The organism is Mucilaginibacter sp., assembly GCF_025359345.1.
Taxonomy (GTDB): Bacteria; Bacteroidota; Bacteroidia; order Sphingobacteriales; family Sphingobacteriaceae; genus Mucilaginibacter.
Window position 1 is genome coordinate 21112 of sequence record NZ_JANYGQ010000014.1, and the last position, 17055, is coordinate 38166.

The 17055-nt window shown below is 41.8% G+C and carries 22 protein-coding genes; 15 read left to right on the forward strand and 7 right to left on the reverse strand.

Annotated elements, in window-relative coordinates; translation table 11 throughout:
* Nucleotides 1–42: 42 nt before the first annotated feature.
* Nucleotides 43–624 carry a TetR/AcrR family transcriptional regulator gene (locus Q0R52_RS07610; protein ID WP_252787770.1) on the forward strand — a complete coding sequence of 194 codons (582 nt, stop codon included), beginning with the start codon at nucleotides 43–45 and terminating at the stop codon, nucleotides 622–624.
* Between the two features lie 231 nt (nucleotides 625–855).
* Here the strand turns inward: Q0R52_RS07610 and Q0R52_RS07615 are convergent, their stop codons facing one another.
* Nucleotides 856–1629: a leucine-rich repeat domain-containing protein gene (locus Q0R52_RS07615; RefSeq protein ID WP_295793625.1), complete on the reverse strand. Its 774-nt coding sequence runs from the start codon at nucleotides 1627–1629 to the stop codon at nucleotides 856–858.
* A gap of 156 nt (nucleotides 1630–1785) precedes the next feature.
* Here Q0R52_RS07615 and Q0R52_RS07620 point away from each other — a divergent pair, with 156 nt between their 5' ends.
* The 12 genes from Q0R52_RS07620 (at nucleotide 1786) to Q0R52_RS07675 (ending at nucleotide 10410) form a co-directional block, all read left to right on the forward strand.
* Nucleotides 1786–2439, forward strand: a complete 654-nt coding sequence (locus tag Q0R52_RS07620; protein ID WP_295793627.1) for a hypothetical protein — start codon at nucleotides 1786–1788, stop codon at nucleotides 2437–2439.
* The gene (locus tag Q0R52_RS07625) at nucleotides 2436–2741 is read left to right on the forward strand and encodes a transcriptional regulator (RefSeq protein ID WP_252787777.1); all 306 of its coding nucleotides are present in this window, start codon (nucleotides 2436–2438) and stop codon (nucleotides 2739–2741) included. The genes Q0R52_RS07620 and Q0R52_RS07625 overlap by 4 nt, the downstream gene beginning before the upstream one ends.
* Nucleotides 2742–2764: 23 nt before the next feature.
* On the forward strand, nucleotides 2765–2986 hold the full coding sequence (locus Q0R52_RS07630; protein WP_295793631.1) for a hypothetical protein: 222 nt from the start codon (nucleotides 2765–2767) through the stop codon (nucleotides 2984–2986).
* Nucleotides 2987–3037: 51 nt separating this feature from the next.
* Nucleotides 3038–3787 carry a ferritin-like domain-containing protein gene (locus tag Q0R52_RS07635; protein WP_295793633.1) on the forward strand — a complete coding sequence of 250 codons (750 nt, stop codon included), beginning with the start codon at nucleotides 3038–3040 and terminating at the stop codon, nucleotides 3785–3787.
* Between the two features lie 63 nt (nucleotides 3788–3850).
* A complete protein-coding gene (gene creD, locus Q0R52_RS07640; protein ID WP_295793635.1) occupies nucleotides 3851–5212 on the forward strand; it encodes a cell envelope integrity protein CreD in 1362 nt (453 codons plus the stop codon).
* A 42-nt stretch (nucleotides 5213–5254) separates the two neighbouring features.
* On the forward strand, nucleotides 5255–5689 hold the full coding sequence (locus tag Q0R52_RS07645) for a hypothetical protein (protein WP_295793638.1): 435 nt from the start codon (nucleotides 5255–5257) through the stop codon (nucleotides 5687–5689).
* A gap of 68 nt (nucleotides 5690–5757) precedes the next feature.
* Nucleotides 5758–6219, forward strand: coding sequence for a hypothetical protein (locus Q0R52_RS07650; protein ID WP_295793641.1), 462 nt, complete (start codon nucleotides 5758–5760; stop codon nucleotides 6217–6219).
* Between the two features lie 62 nt (nucleotides 6220–6281).
* Entirely contained in the window at nucleotides 6282–6722 is a 441-nt protein-coding gene (locus Q0R52_RS07655) for a hypothetical protein (protein WP_295793642.1), read from the forward strand.
* A 10-nt stretch (nucleotides 6723–6732) separates the two neighbouring features.
* Complete coding sequence (locus Q0R52_RS07660) at nucleotides 6733–7404, forward strand: hypothetical protein (RefSeq protein ID WP_295793644.1); 672 nt, start codon at nucleotides 6733–6735, stop codon at nucleotides 7402–7404.
* 395 nt (nucleotides 7405–7799) lie between these two features.
* Entirely contained in the window at nucleotides 7800–9206 is a 1407-nt protein-coding gene (gene rlmD, locus Q0R52_RS07665) for a 23S rRNA (uracil(1939)-C(5))-methyltransferase RlmD (RefSeq protein ID WP_295793646.1), read from the forward strand.
* A 138-nt stretch (nucleotides 9207–9344) separates the two neighbouring features.
* On the forward strand, nucleotides 9345–9743 hold the full coding sequence (locus Q0R52_RS07670; protein ID WP_295793648.1) for a hypothetical protein: 399 nt from the start codon (nucleotides 9345–9347) through the stop codon (nucleotides 9741–9743).
* A 157-nt stretch (nucleotides 9744–9900) separates the two neighbouring features.
* Nucleotides 9901–10410 carry a phosphoribosyltransferase family protein gene (locus tag Q0R52_RS07675; protein WP_295793650.1) on the forward strand — a complete coding sequence of 170 codons (510 nt, stop codon included), beginning with the start codon at nucleotides 9901–9903 and terminating at the stop codon, nucleotides 10408–10410.
* A gap of 152 nt (nucleotides 10411–10562) precedes the next feature.
* Here Q0R52_RS07675 and Q0R52_RS07680 read toward each other — a convergent pair whose 3' ends face one another.
* From Q0R52_RS07680 to Q0R52_RS07690, 3 genes are all read right to left on the reverse strand, one after another.
* On the reverse strand, nucleotides 10563–11099 hold the full coding sequence (locus tag Q0R52_RS07680) for a shikimate kinase (protein ID WP_295793651.1): 537 nt from the start codon (nucleotides 11097–11099) through the stop codon (nucleotides 10563–10565).
* A gap of 63 nt (nucleotides 11100–11162) precedes the next feature.
* The gene (locus Q0R52_RS07685) at nucleotides 11163–12221 is read right to left on the reverse strand and encodes an ABC transporter permease (protein ID WP_295793653.1); all 1059 of its coding nucleotides are present in this window, start codon (nucleotides 12219–12221) and stop codon (nucleotides 11163–11165) included.
* On the reverse strand, nucleotides 12222–13391 hold the full coding sequence (locus Q0R52_RS07690) for a BT_3928 family protein (protein ID WP_295793656.1): 1170 nt from the start codon (nucleotides 13389–13391) through the stop codon (nucleotides 12222–12224). It lies immediately after the preceding gene.
* 103 nt (nucleotides 13392–13494) lie between these two features.
* Here Q0R52_RS07690 and folP point away from each other — a divergent pair, with 103 nt between their 5' ends.
* Together folP and Q0R52_RS07700 are read left to right on the forward strand one after the other, a co-directional pair.
* Complete coding sequence (gene folP, locus Q0R52_RS07695; RefSeq protein ID WP_295793659.1) at nucleotides 13495–14346, forward strand: dihydropteroate synthase; 852 nt, start codon at nucleotides 13495–13497, stop codon at nucleotides 14344–14346.
* Between the two features lie 4 nt (nucleotides 14347–14350).
* Nucleotides 14351–14845, forward strand: a complete 495-nt coding sequence (locus Q0R52_RS07700) for a GNAT family N-acetyltransferase (RefSeq protein WP_295793661.1) — start codon at nucleotides 14351–14353, stop codon at nucleotides 14843–14845.
* On the opposite strand, the gene Q0R52_RS07705 is transcribed toward Q0R52_RS07700, so the two are convergent.
* The 3 genes from Q0R52_RS07705 to Q0R52_RS07715 all read right to left on the reverse strand — a co-directional run bounded on the left by Q0R52_RS07705 (nucleotide 14846) and on the right by Q0R52_RS07715 (nucleotide 16862).
* Complete coding sequence (locus tag Q0R52_RS07705) at nucleotides 14846–15265, reverse strand: hypothetical protein (RefSeq protein WP_295793663.1); 420 nt, start codon at nucleotides 15263–15265, stop codon at nucleotides 14846–14848.
* Between the two features lie 11 nt (nucleotides 15266–15276).
* A complete protein-coding gene (locus tag Q0R52_RS07710) occupies nucleotides 15277–15669 on the reverse strand; it encodes a hypothetical protein (protein WP_295793666.1) in 393 nt (130 codons plus the stop codon).
* A 128-nt stretch (nucleotides 15670–15797) separates the two neighbouring features.
* A complete protein-coding gene (locus Q0R52_RS07715; protein ID WP_295793667.1) occupies nucleotides 15798–16862 on the reverse strand; it encodes a type I restriction endonuclease in 1065 nt (354 codons plus the stop codon).
* Nucleotides 16863–17055: the final 193 nt, after the last annotated feature.

A 17055-nucleotide genomic window follows, 5' to 3' on the forward strand; every position in this document is an offset into this window, starting at 1 on the left:
GCAAATGTCAGTTATTTTGAGATATTTGTACCTGATTGATACATGGAAGCCGATAAAATAAAAGAAAGTATAAAGCGGGCAGCGCAGGAATTGTTCCGGAAATTCGGTTACCATAAGACCAGTGTAAACGAAATTGCCAAAAAGGCAAAAATTGCCAAAGCCACTATTTACAAATATTTTGAAAGCAAGGAAGATGTTTTACACTCCCTGCTGATGGATTATATTAAAGTGAGCGTGGACGACCTGATACATACCAACGGGCCGGAAATGGACGAAGAGGCGCACCTGAATATGCTGATTATGAAAACCTGCCGGCTAAGCTACACCGTGTGTAATGAATTTATCGGCTGGGATTTTATCCGTGAATCAACCAACTCCCAGGATTTTCTGAAAAACCTCTCCAACGAACTGGAAGAAATGCTGGTAAGCGTGTTCTCGCAGCTTACTGAATTGCGCAAACAGGAAAACTATCAGCAGCGCCTGCGCTTCCTCATCAAATGCAGCAAGAGCATCGTGTTCAGTTTTGCCTTTACCTCGGTAAGCGACAGCGATGTGCGGAAGAATTTTGTATCCTTTCAAAAAGAGATTTTGCCTTATTTGGTGAAAGCGGCGATAACTATTTAACCGCTGATTTTTTTGATTGCGTTGATTGCGTTGATTTTTTTCTTTTTTGGATTTCACCGATTTGAGGGGGATTACTCCGGTTTTTTTAGCGTAAATACCTAACCGACACGTCATTGCGAGGAACGAAGCAACCTCTACATAGGACATTCATGTACCTTTGTCTCGTGCGAACCTGAATACGGATGATTGTTAATCATGACTACCCGGCAATGTCAATTAGGGTATATCAATTTAAAGAAATGTAAATAAGACCTTACATTTAGGCAACAACGATATCAATTCCTTTTGTTTATTTTCAGACAGGTTATTGTTTACCAACGCTAACGTTTCTAAAGATGTGGCACCTGCAACCGTTGGATTAAAATCTGAGATATGGTTATTATCTAAAGATAAAAATCGCAAAAATTTCATATCCGCCAGTACAACAGGAATTGATGTCAATAAATTATTCCTTAAGTTTAAAATCTTAAGATCACTAAGATTCAGCAGGGATCGAGGTATATCTGACAATAAATTAAAAGATAAATCCATTTCTTTTAATTTACTTCCATTCGTGACGGGTATCTCTAATCCTTTTATTTCGTTGCTGGAAAAGCTAATATACTCAAGTGATTTTATCTTAAATACAAAATCAGGGATATCAGTTATTTTATTTCTACCAATGTCAAGCCTTTTTAGTTTCTTTAATTCACCAAGCCAAGCAGGCAGTATTGATATGTCATTATAACTTAAATCAAGTACCTCGATATTTTTAAAATTTCGAATTTCTTCCGGAACAGTTTTCAGCCCAGACTCTAATAAATTTAAATCGATTACACTAGTAGGATGACGTTTAGCTTTATAAAAGTTATAATACATATAGGTGCCGGGTTTATCCTTCACCTTATATTTTTTTAGAGTTTCAGTTACATCTTCAGGAACTTTTGTTTGGGAAAACAACTTTACCCCAATGCACATCAAACAGAAAAAAATCACAACCGTTTTGTTCATTCCTATATTTTTCATTTTTGATAGCATCTTACTAAATCAAATATAGTCATATTCTAATCTCATACAGAAAATCGCTCTCGTAATTAAAATGAGCTATTCGCTATCCCAGATAAAAATTTATTTGCACATCTCAATTATTATCATTTACTTTGAATAACAAAGTACTTTTACGTGGAAGAAAAAGAAATTCAAAACGAACTGGCCTCTATCCGCAACCTGATGGAGCGGTCGTCGAAGTTTATATCCCTTAGCGGCCTGTCGGGGATATTGGCCGGGGTGTATGCGCTGATTGGCGCGGCATTGGCTTATCATGTTATTTACGACCATACGCCTGTTACTGGCAGGGGTTACGTGGATAACGGCACGCAGTCGTCCGGGCTTTTCTTCGGCAGCAGTTACCGGTTGCTGGAATGGGAGTTGATAGCCATAGCCTTTGTAGTGCTGCTGCTTTCGGTGCTTACGGGTATTATATTATCATACCGCAAAGCAAAACGTAAAGGGCAGCCAATTTGGGGTAAAACCAGCAAGTCGCTATTGTTTTATATGGCCACACCGTTAGTTACGGGTGGGCTATTGATTTTAATTTTTATCTACCGCGGTCATTACAGCATAGTTGCGCCGGCATCGTTGATTTTTTATGGCCTGTCGTTAGTTGGTGCCAGCAATTTTACCTTTACCGACGTAAAGTACCTTGGGCTGTGCGATATTATATTAGGCCTGGTTACCGCTTGCTTACCCGGTTATGGTTTACTATTTTGGGCCATTGGTTTTGGTGGGCTGCACATTGTTTACGGCAGCATAATGTACTTAAAATACGATAGGTGAAAGTTCCCTTTGAAAAACTCGATAAAGCATTTGAGAACCGCTTAAGGTTGCAGATAATGAGTGTGCTGATGGTGAACGACCGGTACGACTTTAACTCGCTTAAAGAACTGCTGGACACTACCGACGGCAACCTGGCTTCGCATTTGAAGGGCCTCGAGAAAGAGGAATATATTGTGGTACACAAAGCTTTTTTGGGCCGCAAGCCTAATACAACCTATGAATCGACAGAAAAGGGAAAGAAAGCCTTTAAACAGCACCTGGATGCATTGGAACAATTAATTAAACAGCAAAAAATAATTTAATTTCAAACTAAACCCCAAAAATCATGCAGAAAAAAAACGCCCAACTACTTATGCGATTTATGGCCGTGTTCGGCAACTTACTGTTTATACTTTGGATAATTTACAATGCCATACACGAGGGCTTTCGCGGCACTTTGCCTGAAATTGTTTCCTGCCTGTTTTTAATATGCCTGCTTGCTTTAAACTCATACCTGGTACTAACATCTCTCGACAGGGAGAATATGCTAACCAATAAATCAAACTAAATTTTTTTACCTATTTACTTTGAAACACAAAGTACTTTTAACAAAACCACAATGCACACAAGTAGTTACTGGATAACGCATTTCAAGGCAAATGCTCTCCAAAAAAGAATTAACTGGAACCAACCTGCTAACATCACGGCTACAGAAATTGACACCATCTTGAAGTCGCTGCAGGCCTGGCAATTGGGCGAAACATCGGAGGGTAAGCAATTGATTGCCGCTGCCGAAAAATATGCCGATAAAACGCAGGACGCGGACTATGTGTACTGCACTAAGCTATTTATTAAAGAAGAGCAAAAACACGGCAATAACCTCGGTTTGTATTTAGACAGAATTGGGCAACCGAGAATTAAACAAAACTGGGGCGATACCTTGTTCAGGAAGGCTAGGCATTTGAATACCAGCATGGAATCATGGACACTGGCTGTTATTGTAGTTGAAAGCGCAGCGCAGATATTTTACCAGTCGCTTAAAGATGCGACCGGTTGTTTTTTGTTAAAGGAAATTTGCACAGATATACTAATTGATGAAGCCAGGCATATCACGTTTCAAACCGAACGGCTCACAGCAATTTTTGAAAATAAATCAGCTTTTTCAAAGAGCTGGCGAAAAATGGTGTACAAGTATTTTTTCTACGCGACATCATTGATGGTATGGTTTGCACATAGCAAACTTTTTAACGCCGGCGGTAATACTTTCCAGGATTATATGAGAAAGATGGACTACAAGCACGCCAAAACTATTAAAGCCATCACCTGCCCCGTAAAATACGATACCAATGCAATAAGTTTTGGAATATAATAAATTGCCCATTTTTTTACCCATTTACTTTGAAATACAAAGTGTATTTAAATCGACATAATCATGAATCAACAACCAGAAAACCCCTTTCAACCTACTACCCCGCCATCGCCAGCAAAATGGCACACCGACTCCGTGCTGATTAAACTCGGCATTATTGCAACGCTGATAATTTTACTGCTTATCCCTTCGGCGTGGATACAAAGCCTGGTAATTGAGCGCGAAGGCTACCAAAAAATAGAACGTGGCGGTATGGCAAACACCTGGGCCGACACGCAACTGGTACAGGGCCCAGTGCTACTATTACCCTACAAAAAACAGGTAACCGAAACCGACGGCAATAAAAAAACCAGCACCCGCGAGGTAATTAACACGCTGTATGTTTTGCCGCAAACACTACAGGCGAAAGCAGCCGTTAAAACACAACCATTTACAAAAGGCGTTTACGATGCTACCGGCTACAGTGCGGATATTGCCATCACCGGCGATTTTGATAAGCCCGACCTGGCACTGGCAGGCATTGACCCATCGGCAGTGATGTATGATAAGGCCAGGCTGGTTTTCAGCATATCAGACAATAAGGGGCTGATGAACAACCCGGCGGTGAAAATACAAAGCCAAACCTATGCGCCCGAGCCCACCGTTGAGGATGCGATACCGTTTGATAAAGGCCTGCAGGTAAAATTTAACCTGCAGCCGGGGCAGGGCTTTGCTTTTAGCTACCGGCTAAACCTCAAAGGCAGCAACCAACTGAACTTTTTGCATACCGGTAAAACCACCGATGTTGAAATAAGCAGTGACTGGAAATCGCCCGATTTTAGTAGCCACGAGCCGGATAGTAAGGCTATAAACGCGCAGGGTTTTAACGCCAAATGGCACATGGTATATTATAACCGGCCTTTTCCGCAGCAATGGGTAAACAACAACCAGGAACTGGTTAAAAAGCGCGGTGGCAGCGACGCAGTTTTTGGTGTAAAACTGCAATTACCTATCGATCAGTACCGCAAAGTATTGCGCACCACCAAGTATTCAACCCTCATTATCCTGCTTACTTTCATCTCGCTGTTTTTAGCTGAAATGGTTAAAAAACAACGTGTGCATGTATTTAACTACGTACTTATTGGCGCTGCAATGGTGGTTTATTACACGCTGCTGCTCTCGTTTTCAGAACAGGTGGGTTATAACTGGGCGTATTTTATCAGTTCGGTATCAACTATAGCACTAATCGCGATTTTCACCGCATCGTTACTAAACAACCGGATGGTGGCGGTAACCTTCTCCTTTATCCTCGGAATATTTTACGGATTCATCTTTATCATTATCCAATTGGAAGAGTTATCGCTGTTGTTTGGCAGTGTTGCATTGTTTGTGATCGTAGCAACGCTGATGTATTTCTCAAGGAAAATTAGTTGGGACAGGCAATAGCAAATATGGGGCAGGCGCTCCCTGCCCCTTCAATCTTATCAAATGGAATGCACCGAATTTAAATACAGCTTAAAAGTGTGGGTAACAAGCATGGTTGTGGCGCCGGTTATTGTGATGATTTGTGATTACGCAGAAAACAGCGTTCTTCCGCCATCTCCATATCATGGTAATTTCGACCTGCTGCCAGCGTACCCGACTATAGTGTTGTTCAGTGGTATATGCTCGTTACCAACCTACATATTTTTTTTCCTGTTTATAAAGATAACGATCAATTACGCCAACTCAATAGTCAGGATAAAGAGTATAATATCTGTTTTGGGCATCGCACTGGTCGCAGGTACATTCGAACTTTTCTTTTTCCTTATGGGTGGCGGCACACCAAATGTGTTCATTTATTCGATGATTGCAAGTTGCCTGTGTATTGCTTGGTTCAGTTGGTTTTACCGACTGGGGACGAACGAAAAGCTTAACTATTAAATAACGAAGGGCCGCTGGTATTTGACAATCATTTAAAGCAGTGGTTAATAAGTATCATAACGAATTTAATGGCAAGTAATATTAAATATAGTTTAAAAGTTTGGCTTACCGGTTTATTAGTAACCCCGGCGTTATTCCTCATCATCACCAATTACAAAACAATCAATGATTTACCCAACGAGACATACGGCGATTCCATCATCTTTAGGTATATAGTATATGTAATTATCGGCACGCTACTTTCATTTATATCTTCATTCTTATTTTGGATTATCGTAACGCTTTCGACCCGGTATTCTGCAAATCTTACTATAGCAAAAGCCATAAACTGTGTAGGTAGTGTAACTCTCACAGTCATCATGTTCCGTTTAGCTATTTATGATGACGGATTTGTTGATGATGAATTTATATACCTCATGCTGCTCAACTGTTTTTGCGTCTGTATTGGGTCTTGGGTATATAAATTACCATTATTAAGGGCAATTGAAAAAAAAGTTGAGAAAATTCGGTCAGGTGCAGTCTTTCCCTAGGAAGTCCCCTCAATAAAATTTGCAATACACTTCATTTTAAAAACTCAAAATCTAAGTAAATCATGAACTCAAATATCTTCCAATACTCCTTACGCGTATGGCTAACCAGTGTTGTTGGCGCTGCGTTGGCTTTCGTGCTTATAACCATGGTTAAAGAGCCGAGCCTTTCACAAAGCTTTTGGCAGGCCACCGGCTCATTTTTTTCCGACTGGTTATTTTTTGCCGGATTCCAGTTATTGTTTTCAATAGCAACATGGCTGGTATTTTATGTAATTATATTACTGATTGTAAAGCGCATACACATTCATCGCACCCGGTTATCAACAATTTCCATCACGGGCATTGTGTTAACTATAATAACGTTTAAACTCACCTTATTGCAGGACGGATTATTTAATGATAACAGCGGCTTTGCTTACTTAATGATTGCCAATTGCTTCTTTATCGGTTCAGGTAGTTGGTTTTATGAGTTGCGCCCGCCGGAATATTTAAATTGGGCGTAAGATACAACACATGGAATTTTCTGAAAAAGATAAAATAACCCGAACCTCGTCATATAAATGGCCGCTTGCAACCATGGCAATTGCCATGGTTGTTTATCTTCTTAATTTTAACTATTTCGCCGCATGGTGGATTGTGCTGATATGCGTTAACCTATGCGCATCTTTATTGTACATAAAGGTTTTGTTTAAAAGCATTGTTTTTTGGGTAACCCACGCCAAAACTTGCCGCCGGCCTTACTTTCCCTTAGGTATTAACGTCGCTACGTCATTGTTGATATGTATCCTCCCTTCCAGCAATTTCAGCAAGCATTACCACGGCTACACTATCGATTTAAGCGAATATCAAAAAGGGTGTAATTGCAGATTATACCTTGAAACTTACATGGTATTTGGCGGAGGAGCATGGGGTGGCGATGAAGATTCAAGGTATTTGAAAGATTCCGTCAGTTTCAGAAAATACCTGGGCACTTTTGACGAAGAAGAAGGGATGATAATTACAAGGTGCAACGGCGATAAAATAACGGTGGAACAACTGGAAAGGACAGAATTACCCGCCCCTGCAGATACCTCGCGATCAAAGATTAGTGGAGATACGGTTGGGCATATAATTAAGGGATTTAAAATAAAAGCACGCGCGATTTACAGTTTAAGGCGTTTAAAAACAGACCTGGAATTTGAGTAGGTGAATAAATTGAAAAAAATAAAAACGAAATACCAATTTGGTTTTTGGTATATAAATACCTTAATTTGTAATAATAAGACATTATTATATGAGCCGGGAGCTGTTTGAATTTTCAGAAATGATTGATGCACAGTTTGACATGCCCACTATTGAGCCTGATAATTTCTGGCAATTGATAGTAAACATGTTTATTTAGCTGTGACCCTTTTACTCGTGGTGACTGACCTTGCACGGTCGCCCATAACTTGTTGCGCCGTGATCTCCGTAGTTGATGGTGTTATGCAAGAGGCGGAATAATTGTCCGCCAGCGCTTTGCACAGCAACAGCAGGCTTCCTTAACGTTCCAACTTTACAACATTCCAACCTTACAACAAAACTATTACCTTTGCAGCCTGATGAATCAAGTTGCTAAAAAAAGGTTTTTTGAAGATGTTGCCATTATTGATATTGCCGAAGAAGGCAAAGGCGTAGGCAAAGCCGATGATTTTGTGCTTTTTGTGGAAAAAGCTGTGCCCGGCGATGTAGCCGACGTGGCCGTTTATCGCAGCAAGAAAAACTTTGGCGAAGGTAAAATAGTTACGTTAAAACAAGCATCCGAATACCGTACGCAGCCATTTTGTGAGCACTTTGGTACCTGCGGCGGCTGCAAGTGGCAGCACATGACCTACGAAGCGCAGCTGAAATTTAAACAAAAGTCGGTGGCTGATGCGCTTGGTCGGTTGGCAAAGATTGATGTGGACCACATGGATGCCATTATCCCCTCGCCTGCCGATAAATACTACCGCAACAAGCTGGAATATACTTTCAGCAACAAACGCTGGCTGTATGATGGCGAGAACCGCGAAGACGAAGAACTGAACATGAATGCGCTGGGTTTCCATATCCCCGGCAGGTTTGATAAAATACTGGATGTAAACCACTGCTGGCTGCAGGCCGAGCCATCAAACACTTTACGCAATACGCTCCGCGAGTTTGCGATACGTGAAGGCTACAGCTTTTACGATTTAAAACGCCATGAAGGGGCACTACGCAACCTGGTGGTACGTACCTCTTCGACCGGCGAGGTGATGGTGATAGTTGTTTTTGCTTACGCGAGTGAAGAGGAAGTGAATAAGCTGATGAGTTATATCGACAGCAATTTCCCTGATATAACTTCGCTGTTGTATATCATCAACCAAAAAAAGAACGACACTATTTTTGACCAGGATGTGGTTGCTTTTAAAGGACCGGAGTATATCCATGAGGAAATGAATGGCATAAAGTTCCGCATCGGACCAAAATCGTTTTATCAGACCAATTCAATACAAGCCTTAAAGCTGTACGAAATAGCCCGCGATTTTGCAGGTTTTGCCGGCAACGAACTGGTTTATGATTTGTATACCGGCGCAGGCACCATCGCCAATTTTATAGCCGGTAATGTACGCGAGGTTGTAGGTGTTGAATATGTGCCAACGGCTATTGAGGATGCTAAAGTAAACTCGGCCATCAACAACATCACCAACACCAAATTTTTTGCCGGCGACATGAAGGATGTACTGGTAGCCAATTTTGTGGCCGAACACGGCAAGCCCGATGTAATCATAACCGACCCGCCGCGCGCCGGCATGCACCCCGACGTGGTTGCCCGCCTGATGGAAATTGAAGCACCAAAAATTGTGTACGTAAGCTGCAACGCCGCAACCCAGGCCCGCGATTTACTGGTATTGAAGGAGAAATATGATACCGTGAAAATTCAGCCGGTGGATATGTTTCCGCACACACAGCATGTGGAAAATGTGGTGTTATTAGTTTTGAGGGATTAGAGGCCAGAAGTTTGTTAAAAGAACTGTCATTCCGAACTTATTTCGGGAACCCACAGTACAGGTTGCCGGCATGAAGGCTACCAAGCAAATGAGGTGCTGAAACAAGTTCAGCATGACGTTAATAATAAGAATAAGTACATGGAACCGGAAGAGCTTTTAAACGAAGACAGAACAAACAGCGATGGGCCAAAAAAAGAGAGTCCACTGTTGAGTTTGGAGAAGGATTTGAAATTCTTTAATGAATCAATCCGCGAGGTGGCGGTGGAGATTATGGTGGAAGGGCTTTCCAAATACCCCATTTTTATAGCCCACCAGCACGAACTGGCATTAGGCGAGCTGATACTCGACCGTTTCGATTTAAACACCGAATGGAGCATACACGCCAGCACGCTGGAAGAGTTTGTTGAAAAAGGTGTGGTAAAGGAAATACTGAAGGACCGCTTCATCAACAGCTACAAAAACCCGCACGATTATATGTGCGTTTTTGTGGTAGTGCCTGAAGGGGCGAATTTTGTATATGTACCGTATTTGAAGTAGGAAAGGGATAGTTTTATTGTTAAATTGTTGAATGGTTATTAATATTGTTATTTTTAAATTGTCGTAACGTTAAAAGATTAATTTTACCGCTGATATAAATCCAACAACTGCATTGCAATACAACAATAAAGCAATACAACAATAAAGCAACAAAGCAATGTCTGACAAGCACCTCCTGATATTAAACCACCAGCAAATACAGCAAAAAATTGACCGTATTGCCTACCAGATACTGGAAGATAACTTTGAGGAAGAGGAAATTTTAATTGCCGGCATTTTGCCCAGCGGCGATAAAATTGCGCGACGCATAAAAGCCATCCTGGATGATATTGCGCCGTTTAAAAGCACTTTCATTGGTATCGAGTTGGATAAGCAAAGCACCAGTTTAAAAGCTACCATTAACTTTAATGTGCAGGATTGCAGCAACAAGGTTGTTATTTTGGTTGACGATGTACTCAATAGCGGCAAAACCCTGGCTTACGGCTTTGGCGTTTTCCGCGATGTCCCCCTAAAAAAACTACGCACAGCTGTACTTATCGACCGTAACCACAAACGTTTCCCCATGATAACAGATTTTGCCGGAATGGCCTTATCCACCGTATTAAAGGAGTTTGTTGATGTGGTTCTGGACGAAGAAGGCGAAGAAGATGGGGTTTATTTGAGGTAGATGAATAAATATAAAATCTTGTCAATTGCGAGAGCAGCGCGGCAACTTCGTCGCCTGCTAAGTATACAACATATCAGTTCAATACCTGTAAGTTCGAAAACCTAACGACGAGGTTGGTTCACTTGTTCCTCGTTCGCAAAGACAAAGTGGGGTCATGGCTGCAATAATTTCTCCACCTTCTCTGCAGTCAAGCTCAATCCATTGGTGACAATCGTTGCCTGTTTATAAAACACCTCCCGCTCAGCCAATTTATCAGCAATAAACGCGATCAACTCATCGCCATGCCTGCCTTGCAGCACGGGGCGGGTTACTTTTTCGTGCTCCAGCCTGTCGGCAAGTATTTTAGGGGCAAGTTGGATATATATCGATCTGCCGTGCTCATTTATCCACTCCATATTATCAAAAAAACAAGGCAGTCCGCCACCTGTTGAAATAACGGCATTGTCGGGATAAGGTGTTGTTTGTAATATCTCAGATTCAAGCTTGCGGAAAGCAGCCTCTCCATGGGCGCTGAAATATTCGGCTATGGTCATTCCAACATGCGCTTCCAGCACATGATCAAGGTCGATAAACATATAGCCCATCCTGGAAGCCAGTTTGCGCCCCAAGGTAGTTTTACCGCAACCCATAAAGCCGATAAGGAATATCAAACCTAAACCTTCGGAATTTTCTTCTTCTAAATTATCCATTTCAATTTTTCTACCCGGAAGACTGCTACTGCTACTCCCCTCTGCTACTACCTTCTACGAACTTCACGCCAATTTCACCCTCGGGTCGACCCAAACATAAATCAAATCCACCAAAATGTTTATCACCACAAAAATAAAAGCGATAAACAGGATACTACCCATTACCACCGGGAAGTCCGACATTTCCAGCGCATCAACAGTGGTTTTACCCAAGCCATTGTAGCCAAATACATACTCCACAAAAAACGAGCCTGCCAATAGTGACGCAAACCAGTTGGCAATAGCTGTTATAACCGGGTTTAAAGCATTTTTTAACGCATGCCGATAGATGATGGCATTATTGCTTAAACCCTTTGCTTTAGCGGTGCGTATATAATCCTGTCCCAGCACATCCAGCATGGCGTTGCGGGTAAGCTGCACTATTATCGCCAGCGGCCGCAGCCCCAGCGTCACCATGGGCAATATTAAGTTTTTCCACGTTATTACCTCGCCTTTGAACGGGTCATAACTGTACAAACTGCCAGACATGTTCAGGCCGGTGTATTTACTCAACTCAAAGCCGAATATCCAGGCAATAATTATTCCCGCAAAAAATGACGGTGCCGATACGCCGAGCGTGGAAAAACCTATAGCCAGCTTATCAATCCAGGTGTTTTGATTTACGGCGCTTATCACCCCTAAAAACACACCAATAATGATGGCAAAGATCATCGCCGTGGTAGCCAGCACCAGCGTGTTGGGGATAACTTCCATCAACAAGCGGGCAACTTCTTTATGCGTTTGATAAGAACGGCGCAGGTAAGGCCATTTAAGGGCGATTACATTGTTACCGGGCACACCAAATAGTTTTACGTAATGATAGCGCTCCCGCTCCTCTTTATTATTGGCATGCAGCCCAATTGGCGAAAGATCATTCAAATAATATGCAAACTGAACCGGAACAGGTTTATCAAGCCCAAATTCTTTGCGGATAGCCTGTAACGACTGCACATCAGCGCGCTGGCCCTGTGTCATCCGGGCAGGGTCCACCGGCAAAATATTAAACAGGAAAAATACCACCACCACAATGCCGAGCATCACAGCAATCCCGTAAAATAGCTTGCGGATGAGGTAGCTGATCATTTATTGTTGCTGAAAATATTTCTTTACCAAATCATCGTACTTAGGCATGGAATGGTAGTGCCACTTGCCTAAAACCACGCCATTTTTTAACAACAGGATGCCAGGGTTAGCACGCACCATGGTTTTTAACGGCACCCCATCAGCATAAAATATCTCGAACATCAGCTTGTGCTGTTTAGCATAAGCTTCGGTATATTGGTGCGAGTTTGAGGTAAGCATTACCGTACGCGTATTAAAATTTTGCGCAAGGTTTATCGCCATGGCATTCAGTCGCCCAATGGCTTCCTCGTCGGCTTTAGCTAAATCATTGGCCACGATGATGACGTTATTGTATGGATTTGATACCAGCTCTTTTGTATAATCATTGCCCTGCGCGTCCTGTATTGCGAGGTCACGAATTTTGGGAGTGAAACCTTTTTTTACCAAACGGCTTTCAGACTTACCCTGAACCACTTCCCAATTATTATCCTTCCAAATGCCGGTTTTCATGTATTCGGTATTCGTCATGGTTTTGGTTTCGCCCGTCTTTTTATTTTTCAGGTTGTAAGTAATTTCGTATTCATCAGGCTTGGCGCCGGGCGGGGTTGCCATCTCTTCGGGGATATTTGCACCGACCTTATAGGCGAGAAAATCAACCACCGGCGAGAAGTTGTACGTGTATAAACCAAATCCAACTGACATCACTACTGAAGCAATCAGTAAATTATCACTTGTTTTGGCGCTAAATAATGGTTTGATATCCCTTCTATTTTTGAATATTACGATGATAAGCAGCAGCAATACCACATCCTTACTGAATGATTGCCAAGGGGTCAGCGGGATGGCATCGCCAAAGCAGCCACAGGTTTGCACCACCTGGAAATAAGCCGAATAAAACGTCAAAAAGGCGAAGAAAATAATCAACAAAAGCAGTCCCCATGCCACCGATACAGCGCGCACGCCAATTAACAAAGCAAAGCCCAGTATAATTTCGAGCGAGCAAAGTATGATGGAAATACTGAGCGCAAAGCCGTTTAAAAATGTGATATGGAACACCTCGAAATATTCTTCAAGCTTGTACGAAAAACCAAGCGGGTCATTTATTTTAACGAGGCCCGAGAATATAAAAAGCAAGCCCACTAAAATGCGGGCTGTCCAAAGTAAAGGTGATGCGGAAGTTTTGTTTTTCATTTGTTATTTAGAAGTTGTAATGTTGTAAGGTTGAAACGTTGGAAGGTTGAGAAACCGCTAAATAACATTTCAACTTTACAACTTTTAAACATTACAACAACGCGTGGCTAAAGATACATTTTTTCAGAAAAAGGTAACGCTGAATGCAGGGGGTAAACTTATTGATTTAAGCCGGCCCAAAGTGATGGGCATTATCAACCTCACGCCCGATTCGTTTTATGCAGGCAGTCGCAAACAAGGTATTGACGCGGCACTGCAACAGGCTGAAAAAATGCTGAATGAAGGCGCTGATTTTTTAGACCTTGGCGCATACTCATCCCGCCCGGGTGCTGATGATATAAGCATGCAGGAAGAAACCGACCGGTTACAGCCTGTAGTTGAGGCGATAGTAAAACGTTTCCCGGATGCAATTTTATCTATAGATACTTTTCGCGCGCCGGTTGCTGAAGCCGCCATAAACGCGGGCGCTCACATTATCAACGATATAAGTGGCGGACAACTGGATGATGCGATGTTTGCAACTGTTGCCCGCCTGCAGGTGCCGTACATATTGATGCATATGAAAGGCAACCCAAAAACCATGAACCAGCTGGCTGTTTATGATGATGTATTTGCGGAGGTTTACGATTATTTTGCTGACAAATACCACCAACTAAAACAGTTAGGCGTGCATGATGTAATCATTGACCCGGGCTTTGGTTTCGCCAAAAAGCCGGAAAACGGGTATGCATTAATGAACCGGCTGCGAGATTTTGAAATGCTGGGATTGCCCATACTTGCAGGCATATCGCGCAAAAAAATGATATACGGATTACTAAATATTACCGCTGCCGAGGCTTTGAATGGGACAACCGCTTTAAATACTGTCGCTTTAACCAGGGGGGCCAATATTTTAAGGGTGCACGATGTGAAGGAAGCGGTTGAGGCGGTAAAGATTTGGGAAGCTTGTAAATGATAAAGTGGAAATAGTTATAGCAACCATAGCAGATGTTGATGAACTTACCAATGTAGAAGTTGAAAGCAAGCTGCGATCATTTACGGATAATGAGCCGGTCGCTATTGACTATGATACCCGTTATTACAGGTGGAATACTTATTTTAACGGGCAATCGCCGGCCAGTGCAAAGCAGCAGCGGGTTGTTTATAAGGCGATAATTGATGGTAAAATAGTGGGCTATATTGCGGGACATCTTACCACACGATATGAAAAGGATGCCGAAATTCAGTCGTTTTATATTTTAAAAGAGTACCAGCGAAAGGGGATCGGTGCGAAATTGCTGACTGAATTTTTAGGCTGGCTGCAAACCCAGCGGGCTACCAGCCTTTGCGTGGGAATTGACAGCACTAATCCCTACCAGGCGTTCTATTTGAAACAGGACGCAGGCTATTTAAACCCGCACTGGATGTTTTGGGATGATATTGAAGCGCTGCAGCGTAAAATAACGCAGGACTGACTATTTTTTTGCGTAGACATACGACGGGCCGTCGGCAATGCTGGTCCCTAAAGTGAGCATATCGTTTTGCACATCAATTACTTCGCCGTTTGCGCTGCCATCGTAGTAAATAAGGTAATACTTTTCGCTCCCCTGTGCATAAGTTTGCGTTGCTATGTGAAATGTGCCTTGTTTTGTAATGGCGTCGGCTACATAAAATGCATAAGTGCTATCGGCGTTAAATTGTACGATGTTGCCGTTACCCGCTGCAAAATTCCTGTCGGGTTGAAGTCCGCCCCGTTCAATTCTAAGCTCCCATTTTGCAAATAACGGGCTGTTAGCCGCAGCCTTTAATTTAGCAGTATCCTGCAAGTCTTTTTTACAGCCCGTTGACATAATCGCCGCGCAAAAAACAAATAAAAACAACCTTATCAGTCTCATGATGTATTTAGTTATTTAGTTCGTAAATACAATGACGTTACGCCATCCGGGAAGGTGTTGCCGATGATTAACGAGTCAGCCTTTACGATTAAGAAATTGGGGGAGTCATTTTCGCCCAGGTAAATGGCATCATGCTTTTCATCGCCCCAGTTAACGCCGTTTTTTATTATCCGGAAACGTCCGTTGTTATCAGCTTTAAAATTGGTAAAGTGCTGGAAGGTGCTGTCTGCTTTAAATTGCAACAGGCTGCCATTCCCGGCGGGGACGTCCTTGTTAACCCCGGCTATGGTGCCCGAGTAATGTCGCAACTCCCAGGTGCCAACTAAATTGCCCGGTGCAACACCGGTTTTTGTGCAGCCCACAATTGTCGCCGATATACAAAAAATAAATAAAAATGCTTTCATGGCGGTTTATTTATTACGTATTACGGGGCGATAATACGCAACGCTACAGTAGGTTATAAAAATTATATCTGGCGAGTTTGCCGGGGAGATTTGACAACTTTTAAAAAGTTGTCAAATCTAAGTGTCTTTTATTTTTTATCCAATTTTTCAACTGTTTTCACCAATACATCACTGTATTTAAATATTTCATCTATCCCGCTGATTTCATGTTTAATTTCTTTCTTATTTTCATCTAACACAACCAGCAATTTCTTGGTATTTAAATATAAACGACAAATTGTTTTCCTATTATTATCATCAAGTAAGATAGCAAAGTAAGATTGGGCGTCCCTATAAGTAATCCTCTTTGCATCGATAATTTGCCTCAATATTGATTTCACAATATAGAACCCTTCCAATTCTTCTTCAGTGGTAACAATATTTGCACTGGGATTATCCGGTACAACTTCTATTTTAGCTGCTTCCTGGGCATCTTTTTGTTTCTCCTGGTTCAGCGCCGATTTTAACCGTTCATTAATCGTATCGTTAATTAATTGGTTAAATGAACGCTTAACGATTGGTTGGAATTGCTCCTTAATTTTCGCAGTTAATACGCCCGGATAAACCTGTTTTGTGAAAAACGCCACAAAGTTTTCAGATGGAGAATCCATCTCCTTGGTGAGGATATTTTTAAATTCATTTAGATATTTAAGCTCACTTGCAGTGTTAGTTATATTCTCAACATCAAAATAAGATTTATGAAATTTCCGAAGTTCTGCAATTTCGACGTCCTTTATTTCAGTTAGCTTAAACTCAAAAAATGGCGTGGTATCCATCTTATTTTTTTCAACCAAATCCGTGTAAAAACGGTAGGTCATCCCATTTGATAATAAACCAAATTTGGCTTTGGTTGTGTGGAAATATCTAAATAGCTGCGAATTGTGCGGATCAAGGTTTTCCAGGTGATGTTTACATTCTATCAATATAGCCGGTTCCCCATCCTTCATTATCGCGTAGTCGACCTTTTCGCCTTTTTTTATGCCAATATCTGCGATATACTCGGGATTCACCTCAAACGGATTAAAAACATCGTAACCCATAATTTGGATGAACGGCATAATTAAGGCATTTTTAGTAGCTTCTTCGGTTTGAAGTTGCGGGAGCATTTTTTCCGCACGCAAAGCGAGTTGCAAAATTTGGTCTTTAAAATCCATGTGATAATTTGTTTGGTTTAATGAGATATTAAATCTAACCAATTTATATTTAATAACCTAATTCCTTGCTGGTGCAGTGCAGAATGCTATTATATCGGAATAAATACTATTAAATAAAAGATGTGACGCACCTACGGAGCGAAAAATCGTTTGTTTATTTTTTCCACCAATGTTTTGCTCCTAACGGAGCAAG

Bases quoted from the DNA above. Each gene is read 5' to 3' on its own strand.
- Q0R52_RS07610 (WP_252787770.1), top strand. From the start codon at position 43: ATGGAAGCCGATAAAATAAAAGAAAGTATAAAGCGGGCAGCGCAGGAA.
- Q0R52_RS07615 (WP_295793625.1), bottom strand. From the start codon at position 1,629: ATGAAAAATATAGGAATGAACAAAACGGTTGTGATTTTTTTCTGTTTG.
- Q0R52_RS07630 (WP_295793631.1), top strand. From the start codon at position 2,765: ATGCAGAAAAAAAACGCCCAACTACTTATGCGATTTATGGCCGTGTTC.
- Q0R52_RS07635 (WP_295793633.1), top strand. From the start codon at position 3,038: ATGCACACAAGTAGTTACTGGATAACGCATTTCAAGGCAAATGCTCTC.
- creD (WP_295793635.1), top strand. From the start codon at position 3,851: ATGAATCAACAACCAGAAAACCCCTTTCAACCTACTACCCCGCCATCG.
- Q0R52_RS07645 (WP_295793638.1), top strand. From the start codon at position 5,255: ATGGAATGCACCGAATTTAAATACAGCTTAAAAGTGTGGGTAACAAGC.
- Q0R52_RS07650 (WP_295793641.1), top strand. From the start codon at position 5,758: ATGGCAAGTAATATTAAATATAGTTTAAAAGTTTGGCTTACCGGTTTA.
- Q0R52_RS07655 (WP_295793642.1), top strand. From the start codon at position 6,282: ATGAACTCAAATATCTTCCAATACTCCTTACGCGTATGGCTAACCAGT.
- Q0R52_RS07660 (WP_295793644.1), top strand. From the start codon at position 6,733: ATGGAATTTTCTGAAAAAGATAAAATAACCCGAACCTCGTCATATAAA.
- rlmD (WP_295793646.1), top strand. From the start codon at position 7,800: ATGAATCAAGTTGCTAAAAAAAGGTTTTTTGAAGATGTTGCCATTATT.
- Q0R52_RS07670 (WP_295793648.1), top strand. From the start codon at position 9,345: ATGGAACCGGAAGAGCTTTTAAACGAAGACAGAACAAACAGCGATGGG.
- Q0R52_RS07675 (WP_295793650.1), top strand. From the start codon at position 9,901: ATGTCTGACAAGCACCTCCTGATATTAAACCACCAGCAAATACAGCAA.
- Q0R52_RS07680 (WP_295793651.1), bottom strand. From the start codon at position 11,099: ATGGATAATTTAGAAGAAGAAAATTCCGAAGGTTTAGGTTTGATATTC.
- Q0R52_RS07685 (WP_295793653.1), bottom strand. From the start codon at position 12,221: ATGATCAGCTACCTCATCCGCAAGCTATTTTACGGGATTGCTGTGATG.
- Q0R52_RS07690 (WP_295793656.1), bottom strand. From the start codon at position 13,391: ATGAAAAACAAAACTTCCGCATCACCTTTACTTTGGACAGCCCGCATT.
- Q0R52_RS07705 (WP_295793663.1), bottom strand. From the start codon at position 15,265: ATGAGACTGATAAGGTTGTTTTTATTTGTTTTTTGCGCGGCGATTATG.
- Q0R52_RS07710 (WP_295793666.1), bottom strand. From the start codon at position 15,669: ATGAAAGCATTTTTATTTATTTTTTGTATATCGGCGACAATTGTGGGC.
- Q0R52_RS07715 (WP_295793667.1), bottom strand. From the start codon at position 16,862: ATGGATTTTAAAGACCAAATTTTGCAACTCGCTTTGCGTGCGGAAAAA.